At 70.1% G+C, this 15825-nt stretch carries 11 protein-coding genes; 6 read left to right on the top strand and 5 right to left on the bottom strand.

The features are described from left to right. Positions 1 to 81: 81 nt before the first annotated feature. The 3 genes from HEP74_RS07230 to HEP74_RS07220 all read right to left on the bottom strand — a co-directional run bounded on the left by HEP74_RS07230 (position 82) and on the right by HEP74_RS07220 (position 2903). Positions 82 to 438 (bottom strand): YgiW/YdeI family stress tolerance OB fold protein, encoded by a 357-nt coding sequence (locus tag HEP74_RS07230; protein WP_185815839.1) that lies wholly within the window; start codon positions 436 to 438, stop codon positions 82 to 84. A gap of 351 nt (positions 439 to 789) precedes the next feature. Beyond that, complete coding sequence (locus tag HEP74_RS07225) at positions 790 to 2244, bottom strand: ATP-binding protein (RefSeq protein WP_185815838.1); 1455 nt, start codon at positions 2242 to 2244, stop codon at positions 790 to 792. Next, positions 2241 to 2903, bottom strand: coding sequence for a response regulator transcription factor (locus HEP74_RS07220; protein ID WP_185815837.1), 663 nt, complete (start codon positions 2901 to 2903; stop codon positions 2241 to 2243). The genes HEP74_RS07225 and HEP74_RS07220 overlap by 4 nt, the downstream gene beginning before the upstream one ends. 182 nt (positions 2904 to 3085) lie before the next feature. Here HEP74_RS07220 and HEP74_RS07215 point away from each other — a divergent pair, with 182 nt between their 5' ends. Continuing rightward, complete coding sequence (locus HEP74_RS07215; protein WP_185815836.1) at positions 3086 to 3943, top strand: 23S rRNA (adenine(2030)-N(6))-methyltransferase RlmJ; 858 nt, start codon at positions 3086 to 3088, stop codon at positions 3941 to 3943. Positions 3944 to 4003: 60 nt separating this feature from the next. Here the strand turns inward: HEP74_RS07215 and HEP74_RS07210 are convergent, their stop codons facing one another. Together HEP74_RS07210 and HEP74_RS07205 are read right to left on the bottom strand one after the other, a co-directional pair. Beyond that, positions 4004 to 4963, bottom strand: coding sequence for a YwqG family protein (locus HEP74_RS07210; protein WP_185815835.1), 960 nt, complete (start codon positions 4961 to 4963; stop codon positions 4004 to 4006). A 46-nt stretch (positions 4964 to 5009) separates the two neighbouring features. After that, positions 5010 to 5939, bottom strand: coding sequence for a cation diffusion facilitator family transporter (locus HEP74_RS07205; protein ID WP_185815834.1), 930 nt, complete (start codon positions 5937 to 5939; stop codon positions 5010 to 5012). Positions 5940 to 6054: 115 nt separating this feature from the next. On the opposite strand from HEP74_RS07205, the gene HEP74_RS07200 reads away from it, so the two are divergent. From HEP74_RS07200 to HEP74_RS07180, 5 genes are all read left to right on the top strand, one after another. After that, entirely contained in the window at positions 6055 to 6597 is a 543-nt protein-coding gene (locus tag HEP74_RS07200) for a GNAT family N-acetyltransferase (protein WP_145707860.1), read from the top strand. Positions 6598 to 6830: 233 nt separating this feature from the next. Further along, the gene (mfd, locus tag HEP74_RS07195) at positions 6831 to 10526 is read left to right on the top strand and encodes a transcription-repair coupling factor (RefSeq protein WP_185815833.1); all 3696 of its coding nucleotides are present in this window, start codon (positions 6831 to 6833) and stop codon (positions 10524 to 10526) included. A gap of 392 nt (positions 10527 to 10918) precedes the next feature. Continuing rightward, a complete protein-coding gene (locus tag HEP74_RS07190; protein ID WP_185815832.1) occupies positions 10919 to 11239 on the top strand; it encodes an STAS domain-containing protein in 321 nt (106 codons plus the stop codon). A 13-nt stretch (positions 11240 to 11252) separates the two neighbouring features. Further along, the gene (locus HEP74_RS07185; RefSeq protein ID WP_185815831.1) at positions 11253 to 13340 is read left to right on the top strand and encodes a chemotaxis protein CheA; all 2088 of its coding nucleotides are present in this window, start codon (positions 11253 to 11255) and stop codon (positions 13338 to 13340) included. Positions 13341 to 13746: 406 nt separating this feature from the next. Continuing rightward, the gene (locus tag HEP74_RS07180; protein ID WP_524540790.1) at positions 13747 to 15795 is read left to right on the top strand and encodes a methyl-accepting chemotaxis protein; all 2049 of its coding nucleotides are present in this window, start codon (positions 13747 to 13749) and stop codon (positions 15793 to 15795) included. Positions 15796 to 15825 lie beyond the last annotated feature (30 nt).

Below are 15825 nucleotides of genomic sequence, written 5' to 3'. Positions count from 1 at the left end.
TCGGCCGCCGGCGCCAGCGCGCGCGCAGCCATGGCCGGCCGCAGCGCGGCGCCGCGGCCGACACTGCGACGCGACGCCGGCTCAGCGCAGGAAGCGCACCTCGTCCACTTCGACTTCGGCGGAACGGAAGTCCTTGTCGAATTCGCCCAGCAGCTCGACCTGCGCCTTGTCGTCGAACGCCCGCCCGGCCGGCAGCCGGTGCGCATCGATCTCGACCTTCACGCTGCCGGTCGCGTCGCGGAAGGTATAGCGGTCGCCGCCGTCGTGGGACACGATGTTCCCGCGCAGCACCACCTGCTGCTCGTCCTTGCCCTGCTCCAGCAACTGCTTGACCGTGGTCACCGGCACGCTGCTGGGGCCGGTGTATTGCGCGACGGCCTGGCCGCTGGCGAGGACGGCGATGGCGGCGGCAAACGTGGAAAGAAGGGTCTTGCGCATGGAGTGCTCCTTGGGGTCGATGTCATGGCCGATCGCCATGGACGCCATTGGAACGCGCGAACCTGAAGTGGATCTGATGTCTCGGGCTGCGATTCAGGCGCACCGCCTGGATCGGAAGCGGCGTCGATCGGCATGCTCGTGGTGCGGCATCGACGGCACGCATGGCAGCTGGCGGTATCGGGAGCCGCACGCAGCGGCGGCACATGTCGCGCTCCAGGGCTTTGCATGTCGCACAAATCGACGCGCCGCCTGGCTCGGCGGGTTCGCGTTGCGCATCGCACATGCCGCCGCTGTCGATCGCCCAGCGCGAGCACGCACGCGATCGGCGCTGCGATTGCTACAAGCCGCGTTCTAACCGGTCGCCGGCGGCTCGCGCTTCGGTAACTCGATGCGCACCGCCAGGCCCATGCCCTCGCCGCCGGAGTCCAGGCGCAACTGCCCGCCGTGCAGGGCGACGATGCGCTCCACCAGCGACAGGCCCAGCCCGCTGCCCTGCCCGGCATTGCCCAGCACGCGGAAGAAGCGCTGGGTGAGCCGGGCCAGATCGCCTGGTGCCACGCCGGGGCCGTCGTCGCGCACGACGATGCGCACCGCCGATGGCGCGCCCGTGGCGCCGCGCACCGCGCTGGCGTCGATGCGCACCTGGCCTTCCGCCTTGCCGTAGCGCACCGCGTTGTCGAGCAGGTTGCGCAGCGCGCTGCGCAGCAAGTCGGCATGCGCCCAGACCGTGTCCACGCCGATGTCCACGTGCACGTCGATGCGCTTGGTCGCCGCCGCCGGCGCGATGTCGGCCAGCACCGCATCGACCAGCGCCGGCAACGCCACGGCCGTGCAGGCCAGGCTGCCGGGTTGCTGCGGATCCAGCCGCGCCAGCATCAGCAGGTTGTCCACCAACGCCGTGGCGCGGTCCACGTCGGCACGCAGCGTCGCCAGGTCCTGGCGCTGCGCCGGGTCCAGGGTAGCGGCGTGGCTGCGCTGCATCAGCTGGATCTTCATGCGCAGCCCGGCCAGCGGTGTGCGCAGTTCGTGCGCCGCATCGGCGGTGAAGCGGCGCTCGGACTGCAGCGCCTCGCCCAGCCGCGCGAGCACGCCGTTGAGCGCCTGCACGATCGGACGCAGCTCGTCGGCCTGGCCGGCCGCGGACACCGCGGTCAACGCCTGCGGCGATTGCCGGCCGATGTCCTCGGCCAGGCGCTCCAGCGGCCGCAGCTGGCGGCGGATCACCCACCAGTTGAGCGCGGCCAGCAACACCAGCAGCGCCAGCGCCGGCCATACCAGGTTCTCGGCCATGTCCTCGAGCAGTTCGGTGCGTTCTTGCAGCGGCTGCGCGACCTGCACGTAGAGATCCTGCGCGCGTGCGTGCAGCACGTGCACGCGCCACAGCCGCTGCGCGTGCAGCACGGTGGTCGTGGCATCGTCGCCATGCACCTGACTCGGCGGCACGAACGGCTGCCGCGGCACGTCGGCTGAGCGGCGCAGCACCGTGCCGTGGCGATCGACGATCTGGTAGTACAGGCGCACGCCGCCGTCGGCGTCCGCCGCCGCGTCGCCGTCCTCCGCCGGCGCATCGCCGTGCAACAGGCCGGGGCCGAAGGCCGCGACCAGGCGCGCGCTTTCTTCCAGCGCATCGTCGAACACGTCGCTGGTTTCGGTCCAGGCCACGCCGACGATGACCGCCAGGCTGACCAGCCAGCAGGCGATGCTTGATCCCAGCGTGGTGGCGATCAGCCGCCGGCGCAGCGAATAGCGCGCATCCGCCGGCGGCGGCGCGGCCGCCGCGGCGCGTCGCCAGCGCGGCCACCTCATCGCGGCGCTCCCAGGCAGTAGCCCTGGCGCCGGATCGTGACGATCAGCGCGCTGCCCAGCTTCTTGCGCAGGTGCGAGATATGTACCTCGATCGCGTTGCTCTCCACTTCCTCGCCCCAGCCGTACAGCGCATCCTCGAGCTGGTCGCGGCCGACGATATGGCCCTTGCGCGCCAGCAGCGCATGCAGCACCGCGTACTCGCGCGCGGTCAACGCCACCGGCTCGCCGTTGCGGGTGACGCGCTTGGCCACCGGGTCCAGCGTCACCTCGCCGTGCGACAGCAGCACCGCGGGATCGCCGCCGCCACGGCGCAACGCGGCGCGAATGCGCGCCGACAGCTCTTCCAGGTCGAACGGCTTGACCAGATAGTCGTCGGCGCCCAGGTCCAGGCCCTGCACCCGGTCTTCCAGCGCATCGCGCGCGGTGATCATCAGCACCGGCGTGGTCACCCGCGCCGCGCGCAGCGTGCGCAGCAAGGCGTCGCCGTCGAGCCCGGGCAGGCCGCGGTCGAGCAGCAAGCACTGGTAGGGCTGCGCCTGCAGCGCGGTGCGCGCCTCGTCGCCACGGGTCAGCCAGTCCACGGTGTAGCCGTCCAGCTTCAGCCACCCGCGCAGGGTGTCGCCGAGCGAAAGATCGTCTTCTACCAGGAGGATGCGCATCGGGGAAAAATAGCGGGCCGGGCTTAAGGGAATCTGATGGTCGCGACCATACGCGATGCGCGGTGGCACCGCCGCGAGGCCCCCGCGCAGGCGGACCGACACCCGCCCTGCCCGCTCGACCGCCGCGGCGCCCAACGCGTGCCGGCATGGCTCCGCGCCGGTGCGACCCGTACACTGCGCCGATGAACTATCGCCACGCCTACCACGCCGGCAACCATGCCGACGCGCTCAAGCACACCGTGCTGCTCGCGCTGATCGATGCGCTCAAGCGCAAGGACAGCCCGTTCTTCGTGCTCGACACCCATGCCGGGCGCGGCCGCTACCTGTTCGCCGGCAGCGAGAGCCGCAAGACCGGCGAGGCCGCGGCCGGGGTGCTGAAGCTGATGGGCCTGCCCACCTTGCCCGAGGTGCTGGAGCGCTACCTGCGCGCGGTGCAGGCCGACAACCCGGTGGGCGCCCTGCTCGCCTATCCCGGCTCGCCGCTGCTGGTCGCCCAGGCCATGCGCGAACAGGACCGGCTCGCCGCCTGCGAACTGCAGCCCGAGGAAGCGGCCGAACTCAAGGCGCTGTTCGCCAACGACCGCCGCGTGCAGGTGCATGCCGGCGACGGCTATGCGGCGATCAAGGCGTTCGTGCCGCCGAAGGCCGGCGCGGCCAAGATCGGCCGCGGCCTGGTGCTGATCGATCCGCCCTACGAATCGCAGGACGCCGAATACCCGCTGATCGCCGCGGCGCTGCGCGAGACCCTGACCCGCTGGCCGCAGGCGATGTGCGCGGTGTGGTATCCGATCAAGCAGCGCCGCAGCCTGCAGCCGTTCTTCCGCAAGGCCGCGGCGATGCCGGCCAAGTCGGTGCTGCTGGCCGAACTGCAGGTGCGCCCCGACGATTCGCCGCTGCGGCTCAACGGCAGCGGCATGCTGCTGCTCAATCCGCCGTGGCAGTTCGAGCAGGCGCTGGCCAGCGCGCTGCCGGCGCTGAAGCAGCACCTGGGCGAGGCCGGCGCCTCCAGCCGCCTGGAGTGGCTCAAGCGCGAGGAGTGAGCCGGCGCGCGGGACGTCCCGCCACGCCGCAACCGCGTGCCTGTCACACACGGCGCTCGGTCAATAGCAATCCCAGTTGTAGGCGACCCGGCTGAAATCGCCGCGCTGCAGGTCGGCCGGATCGATGAAGAAGTTGGCGATGCCGCTGTCGCCCCACATCATGGCGTCGTCGCTGTCCAGCTGCAGCAGCAGGACCTGCGCGTCCTGCGGCGTGCGCGGATCCTCCTGGGTGAACTCCGGATAGCCGCCGAGCTTGTGCCCGCTGCGATTCAATGCGTCGTACAGCGCCTCGTCCACGTCGTCCTGCGGCAGCGCGTGGCGGCCGGCGTAGGCAGCGGTGACCTCGTCCAACGGCCGGCCCAGCGCCTGTTCGAAGTGCACGTCGCTGGTGCCGATGCTTTCCTCGCCGACAGCGAAATGCATCGCCCGCGGATGCGCCGGATCGAACGGCAGCGCGTCGGCGGCCGGCAACGGCACCTCGGCCTGCCGCGCCGACGCCTCCGGCCGCGGCCAATACACCACGCGGAAATTGCGTTGCGCGCTCAATGCAGCCAGGTCGGTGGCGCCGTCGAGGTTGGCGCCATAGAAATCGTCGCTGCCGATGAAGAACTGCAGCATGCCTTGGGTGGGATAGCCGCGCAGCGGCGGCATCTTCGCCAGGTCCACCTGCGCCAGCAGCGCCAGCGGCTGGCCATGGGCGTCGCGCGGGTAGGCCTTGTCCGCGGTCCAGTACGGGCGGCCGCCGACCTTGCTGGCCAGGCGATCGTCCTGCGCCATCGGCTGCAGGCGCAGCTGCGCCACCGGCTTGCGCGTGGCATCCAGGCGTTGCCGGTACGGCGCCAGCACCGCATCGGCCGGCACCTTCGCCGCGGGCGCGGCGCTGGACGGTGGCGCCACCGTCGGCGGCGCCTGCATCGTGCGCTTGAGCCACCAGAAGCCGCCCAGCATCAGCCCACCCAGCACCGCGACCAGCGCCAGGGTGATCACGGTGGACAGCAGCACAGCGTTCGAGGTCTTCATTCCGTTGTCGCCCGCGATGGACCGGGCGCCACTGTAGCAATGCCGCTCAGCTGCCGGAAGCGGCCGCGGCGGCGCCCGGCTCCGGCTCGAAGAAGCTCCAGCGCACCGCCGGGAACTGCTGCTTCAGGCCGCGCTCGATGCGGGTGATGTCGGCCAGCAGCGCCGCCGCATCGTGCTTCTGCCGCAGCGTGGCCTGCACCGACACCATCACGTCCTCGCCCAGTTGCATCGCGATCAGGTGGATCACCCGCTCGATCTCCGGTTGCGCCTGGAAGAACGCATGCAATTGCCGCTGCATTGCCGGGTCCACGCTCTGCCCGATCAGCATCGCCTTGATCTCGATCGCCACCAGCACCGCGACCACGATCAGCAGCGCACCGATGGCGATGGTGCCCAGCGCGTCCCACAGCGGATTGCCGGTCAGCACGGTCAACAGCACCGCGGCCAGGGCCAGCGCCAGGCCGAGCAGCGCCGCCAGGTCCTCGCCGAAGATCACGATCAGCTCGGCCTGGCGGCTTTCGCGGAACCAGGTCCACAGCGAACGCTCGCCGCGCACCTTGGCGATCTCCTGCAGGCAGGTGCGCAGCGACACGCCCTCGGCGACGAGGGCAAAGCCCAGCACGCCCACCGCCCAGCCCCAACTGCTCAACGGCTCGGGCTGCAGCAGTTTGTGCACGCCCTCGTACACCGAAAACATGCCGCCGATGCAGAACAGCATCACCGCCACCAGGAACGACCAGAAGTAGATCGCGCGGCCGTAGCCCAGTGGATACTCGGCGCTGGCCGGGCGCTTGGCCTGGCGCATGCCCAGCAGCAACAGCAGCTGGTTGCCGCAGTCGGCCAGCGAATGCACGGTCTCGGCCAGCATCGCGCCCGAGCCGGTGGCCAGCGCCGCCGCGCCCTTGGCCAGGGCGATGGCCAGGTTGGCGCCGAGCGCGAAGAAGATGGCGCGCCGCGAATCGCCGCTGCCGGACATGGCCTATCCTTATCGAAAATCCCCGCACAGGGTAGGCAAACGCGGTGAGCGCTGCGTTCACGGCATCCGCCCCGGGTAATGCGAGAATCCAGGCTTCGTCGAGGATCATCCGGCAATGGCTACCCGCAACCGCATGCCTCCGTGGCATGAAAACTTCACCTTGCCCAGCGGCCGCGAGCTGCTGATCCGGCCGATCCGGCCGGAAGACAGCGCGCCGCTGCAAGGCGCCTTCAGCCTGCTCGGGCCGACCGAGATCCGCGAACGATTCCTGCATTCGGTACAGGAACTGACCGAGGACATGGCGCAGCGCTTGACCCATCCCAATCCGAAGACCGAACTGACCCTGGTCGCGGCCGAACCGCTGCCGCCGGGCGAAGCGGTGGTCGGCGCAGTGGCGCGCGCGGCGATCACGCCCGGCACCCGCGAGGCCGAATACGCGATCCTGGTCAGCAGCTTCGTCGCCGGCCAGGGCCTGGGCCGGCAGCTGATGCGCAAGCTGGTCAAGTGGGCGCGGCGCAAGTACCTGGACCGGCTCTACGGCGATGTGCTGGAAAGCAATCTGCCGATGCTGCAACTGGCCGAATCGCTGGGCTTCCAGCCGATGCCGCATCCGGACACCCCGGGGCTGGTGCGCGTGGTGCTGGAACTGGGCAACTGAGCGAGGGCGGCCCTGCTCGGGCCGCCGCGAGGTGCATAACCCACCTGCAGACCGCGAACCGCTCATGGATTCGCGAGCCCCAGCGGCTCACCCTCAGTGCTGCGGACGCAGCCACAGCCTGCGCCGCCCGCCTCCGCTGTGCCCGGCCACGCGACCGCGCCGCACCCCGCGCACGCTTGCGGCCAATCCCCAATCCCGACTCCCCAATCCCAGCTTGCTAAACTAAGCGGTCAATGGCGCCTCTTTCCTTCCCCGTTCCGCCGCTGCCCAAGTCCGGCCAGCTCCGCGCCTTCTGGCGCGCCCCTGCGTCCTCGACCGCGCTGGCCTGGCACATCGCCTGCGCCGCCGCGGCGCATCGCGGGCCGCTGCTGGTGGTCGCGCGCGACAACCAGAGCGCGCACCAGATCGAGGCCGACCTGCACACGCTGCTGGCCGGCGACGGCAGCCTGCCGGTGGTGCCGTTCCCGGATTGGGAAACCCTGCCCTACGACCAGTTCAGCCCGCACCCGGACATCGTCAGCCAGCGCCTGTCGGCGCTGCACCGGCTGCCGACGCTGAAACAGGGCATCGTGGTGGTGCCGGTGCAGACGCTGATGCAGCGCGTGGCGCCGTTGCGCTATATCGTCGGCGGCAGTTTCGACCTGCACGTGGGCCAGCGCCTGGACCTGGAGGCGGAAAAGCGCCGCCTGGAAAGCGCCGGCTACCGCAACGTGCCGCAGGTGATGGACCCGGGCGATTTCGCGGTGCGCGGCGGCCTGCTCGACGTGTACCCGATGGGCTCGGACACGCCGTTGCGGATCGAACTGCTGGACGAGGACATCGACTCGATCCGCGCCTTCGACCCGGAATCGCAGCGCTCGCTGGACCACGTGCAGGCGGTGAAGATGCTGCCCGGCCGCGAAGTGCCGATGGACGATGCCAGCGTGGAGCGGGTGCTGGCCACGCTGCGCGAACGCTTCGACGTGGACACCCGGCGCAGCGCGCTGTACCAGGACCTGAAGGCGCGGCTGGCGCCGTCGGGCATCGAATACTACCTGCCGCTGTTCTTCCAGGAGACGCGCGGCGCCGGCGCCGCGGCGCGCGATGCCACCGCCACCCTGTTCGACTATCTGGGCGAGTCGGTGCTGCCGCTGCTCGCGCCGGGCGTGGGCGCCGCCGCCGATGCGTTCTGGGCGCAGACCCAGAACCGCTACGAGCAGCGCCGCCACGACGTGGAGCGCCCGCTGCTGGCGCCCGAGGAGCTGTACCAGGCGCCGGACACGCTGCGCGAAAAGCTCAACGGCCTGCCGCGCATCGAGGTCTGGGCGGCCGACCACGCGCGCATCGACGAGGCGCAGGCGCTGGGCGACCAGCCGCTGCCGCCGTTGCCGGTGGCGGCCAAGGACGCCGCTCCGGCCGAGGCGCTGAAGAGCTTCCTCGGCAGCTACCCGGGCCGCGTGCTGATCGCCGCCGACTCGCCGGGCCGCCGCGAAGCGCTGCTGGAAGTCCTGGCCGCGGCAGGGCTGAAGCCCGAGGTGATCCCAAACTTCGCCGCATTCCTCCCTTCCCCCCCCGGGAGAAGGTGGCGCGAAGCGCCGGATGAGGGTGCGGCGCTCGCGCCGTCCTCATCGAAGAAGGCTGCTGCTTCGTCAGCGTCCGCGTCTTCCACAGCTGCGCAGAAAAAGCAGGTCGCGAGCGGCCGCACCCTCACCCCAACCCCTCTCCCGCAGGGAGAGGGGCTCGGCTCCGGCGGGCTCGATGCTGCGCCGGCTGCATTCGCCATCGCCGTGGCACCGCTGGACGATGGCTTCGCCCTCGACGATCCGCACATCGCGGTGCTCACCGAGCGCCAGCTGTTCCCCGAGCGCGCCGGCCAGCCGCGGCGCACGCGCCGCGCCGGGCGCGAGCCGGAAGCGATCATCCGCGACCTCGGCGAGCTGACCGAAGGCGCGCCGATCGTGCACGAGGATCACGGCGTCGGCCGCTACCGCGGGCTGATCGTGCTCGATGCCGGCGGCATGCCCGGCGAGTTCCTGGAGATCGAATACGCCAAGGGCGACCGCCTGTACGTGCCGGTCGCGCAGCTGCACCTGATCAGCCGCTACTCCGGTGCCTCGGCCGAGACCGCGCCGCTGCATTCGCTGGGCGGCGAACAATGGACCAAGGCCAAGCGCCGCGCCGCCGAGAAAGTGCGCGACGTGGCCGCCGAACTGCTGGAGATCCAGGCGCGGCGCCGCGCCCGCGCCGGCCTGGCCTTGCAGGTGGACCGGGCCATGTACGAACCGTTCGCGGCCGGCTTCCCGTTCGAGGAGACCACCGACCAGCTGGCCGCGATCGAGGCCACCCTGCGCGACCTGGGCAGCAGCCAACCGATGGACCGCGTGGTCTGCGGCGACGTCGGCTTCGGCAAGACCGAGGTCGCGGTGCGCGCCGCGTTCGCCGCGGCCAGCGCCGGCAAGCAAGTGGCGGTGCTGGTGCCGACCACGCTGCTGGCCGAACAGCACTACCGCAACTTCCGCGACCGCTTCGCCGACTGGCCGCTGCGGGTGGAAGTGCTGTCGCGCTTCAAAAGCGCCAAGGAGATCAAGGCCGAGCTGGAGAAGGTCGCCGACGGCGGCATCGACGTGATCATCGGCACCCACCGCCTGCTGCAACCGGACGTGAAGTTCAAGGACCTGGGCCTGGTCGTGGTCGACGAGGAACAGCGCTTCGGCGTGCGCCAGAAGGAAGCGCTGAAGGCGCTGCGCGCCAACGTGCACCTGCTCACCCTCACCGCCACGCCGATCCCGCGCACGCTGAACATGGCCATGGCCGGGCTGCGCGACCTGTCGATCATCGCCACCCCGCCGCCGAACCGGCTGGCGGTGCAGACCTTCGTCACCGCCTGGGACAACGCGCTGCTGCGCGAGGCGTTCCAGCGCGAGCTGGCGCGCGGCGGCCAGCTGTACTTCCTGCACAACGACGTGGAAAGCATCGGCCGCATGCAGCGCGAACTGAGCGAGCTGGTGCCCGAGGCGCGCATCGGCATCGCCCACGGGCAGATGCCCGAGCGCGAGCTGGAACGGGTGATGCTGGATTTCCAGAAGCAGCGCTTCAACGTGCTGCTGTCGACCACGATCATCGAATCGGGCATCGACATCCCCAACGCCAACACCATCGTCATCAACCGCGCCGACCGCTTCGGCCTGGCCCAGCTGCACCAGCTGCGCGGCCGCGTCGGCCGTTCGCACCACCGCGCCTACGCTTACCTGCTGGTACCGGACCGGCGCAGCATCACCGGCGATGCGCAGAAGCGGCTGGACGCGATCGCCTCGATGGACGAGCTCGGTGCCGGCTTCACCCTGGCCACCCACGACCTGGAGATCCGCGGCGCCGGCGAACTGCTCGGCGAGGACCAGAGCGGGCAGATGGCCGAGGTCGGCTTCAGCCTGTACACCGAGCTGCTGGAACGCGCGGTGCGCAGCATCCGCCAGGGCAAGCTGCCGGACCTGGACGCCGGCGAGGAAGCGCGCGGCGCCGAGGTGGAACTGCATGTGCCGGCGCTGATCCCGGACGACTACCTGCCCGACGTGCACACCCGCCTGACCCTGTACAAGCGCATCTCCAGCGCGCGCGACAGCGAGCAGCTGCGCGAACTGCAGGTGGAGATGATCGACCGCTTCGGCCTGCTACCGGATGCGGTGAAGCACCTGTTCGCGGTCGCCGAGCTGAAGCTGCAGGCCAACACGCTGGGCATCCGCAAACTGGAACTTGGCGAGAACGGCGGCCGCATCGTGTTCGAGTCCAAGCCCAATATCGATCCGATGACCATCATCCAGATGATCCAGAAGCAGCCCAAGCTGTACGCGATGGACGGCCCGGACAAGCTGAAGGTGAAGCTGCCGCTGCCGGAAGCGGCGGACCGCTTCAACGCCGCACGCGGCCTGCTGGCGGCGCTGTCGCCGCGCTGACCGCCAGGCCCTGAACTGCGCGCAGAAGACACCTGCGCGCAGCGGCATGCATCCAGACGGTCGCGCACCGCGGGTGCGCACAACGCGAACGTTCCGAAAAACGGCCGGCCTCCCCGGCCGTTTTCTGTTGTGGTAGCGCTACCCCAGTACTGGCACGGCGCATGCATCCATTTCGTGGTGGCGGACGGCACTCGCCCATAACTGGAATGGGGTGCCGCTCACTAGACTGAACCGCTCATCCTTGTCAAGGATTTGCGAGACAAATGCGTCTTTCGGCCTAAATATTCCGAAAAGGCGCCGATATCTGCTTACAGCAAGCCCGACCGGCTTGTTTCGCACCCGCGCCGCGGCCGGGATTTCGACGTTCCCCCTGCTCGAATCGGAGACATCCCATGCGCTCGAAACTCCCGGACTCCCTGCCCCCGCCGCTGCAACTGAGCCTGGATGGCGACATGACCATCCGCCGCGCCGGCGAACTCAAGCCGCTGCTGTTGCCGGCGCTGGAACACCCCGGCGGCCTGCAGCTGCAGTTGCAGGCGGTCACCGAAATCGATGCCACCGGCATCCAGCTGCTGCTCGCCACCCAGGCCGCGCTGCGCGCGCTGGGCCGGCCGTTCCAGCTCGACGGCTGCAGCGCACCGGTCACCGACGCGCTCGACCTGCTCGGCCTGCGCGACACGCTCGCGCCCGGCGCCAGCGACACCTTCCACTGATCGGCGCCAGCTCATGAATTTCGCTCAACTGCTGCAGACCTTCATCGCCGAGAGCCGCGACCTGCTCGAGGACATGGAACGCAACCTGCTGGAAGCCGAACGCGGCGAAGCCGGGCCGGACGCGGTCAACGCCATCTTCCGTGCCGCGCACACCATCAAGGGCTCCGGCGGGCTGTTCGACCTGGCGCAACTGGTGGGCTTCACCCACGTGGTGGAGAGCGTGCTGGACCTGGTGCGCGAGCACGCGGTGGCGCTGGATTCGGAGCTGATCCAGCTGATGCTGGCGTGCTGCGACCACATCCGCGCGCTGGTGGAAGCGGCGGCCGGCGCCGAGGCCGACGAAGCGGTGCTCGCCGCCGAAGGCGAGCCGCTGCTGGTGCGCCTGCACACCTATCTGCAACCGGCCGCCGCGCCGGCGACTGCCGCCACCACGGTCGCGGCCACCGCCGCGGCGCAGACCGGCTACTGGCGGATCTCGCTGCAGCTGTTCAGCGACGCGCTGCGCTTCGGCAACTCGCCGCTGCACCTGATCCGCTGCCTGCGCAGCCTGGGCACGCTGGAGGCGGTGCGCACCCGCCACGAGCGCGTGCCGGCGCTGCCGGAACTGGACCCGGAAGCCTGCTACCTGGGCTTCGATATTTTGCTGCGCTCCGACGCGCAGCAGGCCGCGATCGAGGACATCTTCGAATTCGTCCGCGACGACTGCGAGCTGCAAGTGGTGGCGGTGGATCCGCACGGCGATGCCGCCAACCTGGAGCTGCCGCTGCTGGTGGCCGAGGCCGGCGGCCACGGCCACGCCGACGACTTCGCCAACTTCGGCAGTCCGGAGCCGGCGGCGGTGCTGGCCGCGCCCGCGCCAGCGGCACCCTCTGCACCCGCCTCCGCCCTGCCGGCGGCGCCGGCCAAGGCCGCAGCGGCCGTGGCGGCACCCTTCGCCGCGCGCAGCGAAGGCGGTTCGATCCGCGTCGATGCCGACAAGCTCGACCGCATGATCGACCTGGTCGGCGAACTGATCATCGCCGTCGCCAGCACCGGCGCCAACGCCCAGCGCACCGGCGACGCGCAACTGCTCGAATCCACCTCGATCCTGGCCGGGCTGGTCGAGGACGTGCGCGAGAGCGCGCTGCAGCTGCGCATGGTCAAGATCGGCGGCACCTTCAGCCGCTTCCATCGCGTGGTCCACGACGTGGCGCGCGAACTGGGCAAGGACATCGTGCTGGTGGTCAACGGCGAGGACACCGAGCTGGATAAGTCGGTGGTGGAAAAGATCGCCGATCCGCTGACCCACCTGGTGCGCAACGCGATGGACCACGGCATCGAACCGGCCGAACTGCGCCAGGCGCGCGGCAAGCCGGTGCGCGGCACGGTGCGGCTCAACGCGTTCCACGATTCGGGCAGCGTGGTCATCCAGATCAGCGACGACGGCGGCGGCTTGAATCGCGAGCGGATCCTGGCCAAGGCGCTGGAGCGCGGCTTGATCGAGCCCGGTCGCAGCCTGTCCGATCGCGAGGTGTTCGCGCTGATCTTCGAGCCGGGCTTCTCCACCGCCGAGAAGGTCACCAACCTGTCCGGCCGCGGCGTCGGCATGGACGTGGTCAAGCGCAACATCACCGCGCTGCGCGGCAGCGTGGACATCAGCAGCCAGCAGGACGTGGGCACCACCATCTCGGTGCGGCTGCCGCTGACCCTGGCGATCATCAACGGTTTCCAGGTCGGCGTCGGCAAGTCGGTGTTCGTGGTGCCGCTGGACGTGGTCGAGGAATGCGTGGAATTCGCGCCGAACTACCAGAGCGACTACATCGACCTGCGCGGCGGGGTGCTGCCGTACGTGCGCCTGCGCTCGCTGTTCGGCATCGCCGGCGCGCCGCCGGCGCGCGAGAGCATCGTGGTGATCCGCCAGGGCGCGCAGCGCTTCGGCCTGGTGGTGGACACGCTGCTGGGCGAATGGCAGACCGTGATCAAGCCGCTGGCCAAGGTGTTCGCCGGGGTCAAGGGCATCAGCGGGTCGAGCATCCTCGGCAGCGGCGGCGTCGCGCTGATCCTGGACGTGCCCTCGCTGCTGTCGCAAGTCGAACCTTCCACCGCTTCGCTGGCGGCCTGACGCCGCTCCGCGGGTGCCGCCGCGCACCCACACCATTCATAGACGCTAGCCAGGAACCGCTGCCATGTCTTATCGCTCACGGATCGCGACCACGTTATTGATCACGACGGCCATCGCCGTCGCCCTGCCCGCCGCTGCCGCCGCCACGGCGCTGCTGCTGCCGCTCGCGCAGGGCGCCGCGCTGGCCCTGGTCGCGGCCGCGACGCTGGCCTGCGCCGGCGTGCTGGGCTGGGCCGTGCTCGCCGCGGCGCGCTCGCTGAACCTGGCCACCGCCGGGCTGGACGCGCTGGTGCGCGGCGACCTGGAGCGGATCGTGCCGGCAGCCGGCGCCGCCAACAACGAAGTGACGCAGTTGCTGCGCACCGCGCAGGCCGACCTGCGCCAGTTCCACGCCGACGTCGGCCACATGGCCAGCGCGCATGCCGCCGGCGAGTGCGAGGTGGCGATGGATCCGGCGCGCTGGCCCGGCACCCACCGCGACCTGGCCCAGAGCATCAACGCGATGGTCGCCGGGCACATCGGCGTGAACAAGCAGGCGATCGATTGCGTGGCCGAATTCGGCCGCGGCAACTTCGCCGCGCCGCTGGCCGCGTTCCCGGGCAAGAAAGCCTTCATCAACGACACCATCGAGCAGGTGCGGCGCAACCTGACCGGGCTGATCGCGGAAATGCGGCGCATGTCCGACCAACACGAGGCCGGCGAGATCGACGCGGTCATCGACAGCGCGCAGTTCCAGGGCGATTTCCGCGGCATGGCCGACGGCATCAACCGCATGGTCGGCGGACACATCGCGGTCAAGAAGCTGGCGCTGGGCGTGGTCGCCGAGTTCGGCCGCGGCAACTTCGACGCGCCGCTGGCGCAGTTGCCCGGCAAGAAGGCCTTCATCAACGACACCATCGAGCACGTGCGCGGCAACTTCAAGCAGCTGATCGCCGAGATCAACCGCATGTCCGCCGAGCACGACAAGGGCGAGATCGACGTGGTCATCGACACCGCCAGGTGCGAGGGCGACTTCGCCACGATGGGCGACGGCATCAACCAGATGGTGGCCGCGCACATCGCGGTCAAGAAGCTGGCGCTGGGCGTGGTCGCCGAATTCGGCCGCGGCAACTTCGACGCGCCGCTGGCGCAGCTGCCCGGCAAGAAGGCCTTCATCAACGACACCGTCGAACACGTGCGCGGCAACTTCAAGCACCTGATCGCCGAGATCAACCGCATGTCCGCCGAGCACGACAAGGGCGAGATCGACGCAGCCATCGACACCGCCAAGTTCGAGGGCGACTTCGGCGCGATGGGCAACGGCATCAACCAGATGGTCGCCGCGCACATCGCGGTCAAGAAGCTGGCGATGGGCGTGGTCGCCGAATTCGGCCGCGGCAATTTCGACGCGCCGCTGGCGCAACTGCCCGGCAAGAAGGCCTTCATTAACGACACCATCGAGCAGGCGCGCGGCAACCTGCGCAGCGTCGGCGACGTGATCAAGGTGATGGGCGCGGTCGCCGACGGCGACCTCAGCTGCAAGGTGCAGGGCCGCTACGAGGGCGCGTTCGCCGACATGCAACGCTACGTCAACGCCACCATCGACAAGCTCACCGGCATCGTTAACGAGGTCAACAACAATGCGGTCACGCTCGCCAGCGCCTCGGAGGAACTCTCGGCCACGGCGCAGTCGCTGAGCCAGGCGGCCAGCGAACAGGCGGCCGGCGTGGAGGAGACCAGCGCGTCGCTGGAGCAGATGACCGCCTCGATCTCGCAGAACGCCGAAAACGCCAAGGTCACCGACGGCATGGCCGCCAAGGCCGCGCGCGAAGCCGCCGAGAGCGGCGAAGCGGTGCGCGCCACGGTCAACGCGATGAAGGAGATCGCCAGGAAGATCAGCATCATCGACGACATCGCCTACCAGACCAATCTGCTGGCGCTGAATGCGGCGATCGAGGCCGCGCGCGCCGGCGAGCACGGCAAGGGCTTCGCCGTCGTGGCCGCGGAAGTGCGCAAGCTGGCCGAGCGCAGCCAGATCGCCGCGCACGAAATCGGCGACGTGGCCGGTTCCAGCGTGGAGCTGGCGGAAAGCGCCGGGCGCCTGCTCGACGGGATGGTGCCATCGATCCGCCGCACCTCCGACCTGGTGCAGGAGATCAGCGCCGCCTCCGAGGAACAGACCTCCGGGGTCGGCCAGATCAATACCGCCGTGGTCCAGCTCAACCAGACCACCCAGCAATCGGCAGCCAACGCTGAAGAACTGGCGGCCACGGCCGAAGAAGTCAGCAGCCAGGCCGAACAACTGCAGGTGCTCATGAACTTCTTCAGGACCGGCCCCGCCAACGCGGCGTCCGCCCCTACCCCGCTGCCGCGGCGCGTCCCGGCACCGCCGGTGCGCGCGCCGCGCCTGCGTGCCTTCGCCGGCGCTGCACCTGCGGCGGCACGGCTCGACGAAACCGCGTTCGAAACCTTCTGATCCCCGTACCAGCCCACCCGGAACCGGCCG

Origin of the sequence: Xanthomonas sp. SS (genome assembly GCF_014236835.1) — a bacterium.
Classification (GTDB): Bacteria; Pseudomonadota; Gammaproteobacteria; order Xanthomonadales; family Xanthomonadaceae; genus Xanthomonas_A.
The sequence above is the reverse complement of the archived record's forward strand: the minus strand, read 5'-3'. Positions and strand labels throughout refer to the sequence as shown.

Coding starts and splice junctions, on each gene's coding strand:
- HEP74_RS07230 (WP_185815839.1), bottom strand. CDS start 438: ATGCGCAAGACCCTTCTTTCCACGTTTGCCGCCGCCATCGCCGTCCTC.
- HEP74_RS07225 (WP_185815838.1), bottom strand. CDS start 2,244: ATGAGGTGGCCGCGCTGGCGACGCGCCGCGGCGGCCGCGCCGCCGCCG.
- HEP74_RS07220 (WP_185815837.1), bottom strand. CDS start 2,903: ATGCGCATCCTCCTGGTAGAAGACGATCTTTCGCTCGGCGACACCCTG.
- HEP74_RS07215 (WP_185815836.1), top strand. CDS start 3,086: ATGAACTATCGCCACGCCTACCACGCCGGCAACCATGCCGACGCGCTC.
- HEP74_RS07210 (WP_185815835.1), bottom strand. CDS start 4,963: ATGAAGACCTCGAACGCTGTGCTGCTGTCCACCGTGATCACCCTGGCG.
- HEP74_RS07205 (WP_185815834.1), bottom strand. CDS start 5,939: ATGTCCGGCAGCGGCGATTCGCGGCGCGCCATCTTCTTCGCGCTCGGC.
- HEP74_RS07200 (WP_145707860.1), top strand. CDS start 6,055: ATGGCTACCCGCAACCGCATGCCTCCGTGGCATGAAAACTTCACCTTG.
- mfd (WP_185815833.1), top strand. CDS start 6,831: ATGGCGCCTCTTTCCTTCCCCGTTCCGCCGCTGCCCAAGTCCGGCCAG.
- HEP74_RS07190 (WP_185815832.1), top strand. CDS start 10,919: ATGCGCTCGAAACTCCCGGACTCCCTGCCCCCGCCGCTGCAACTGAGC.
- HEP74_RS07185 (WP_185815831.1), top strand. CDS start 11,253: ATGAATTTCGCTCAACTGCTGCAGACCTTCATCGCCGAGAGCCGCGAC.
- HEP74_RS07180 (WP_524540790.1), top strand. CDS start 13,747: ATGGCCAGCGCGCATGCCGCCGGCGAGTGCGAGGTGGCGATGGATCCG.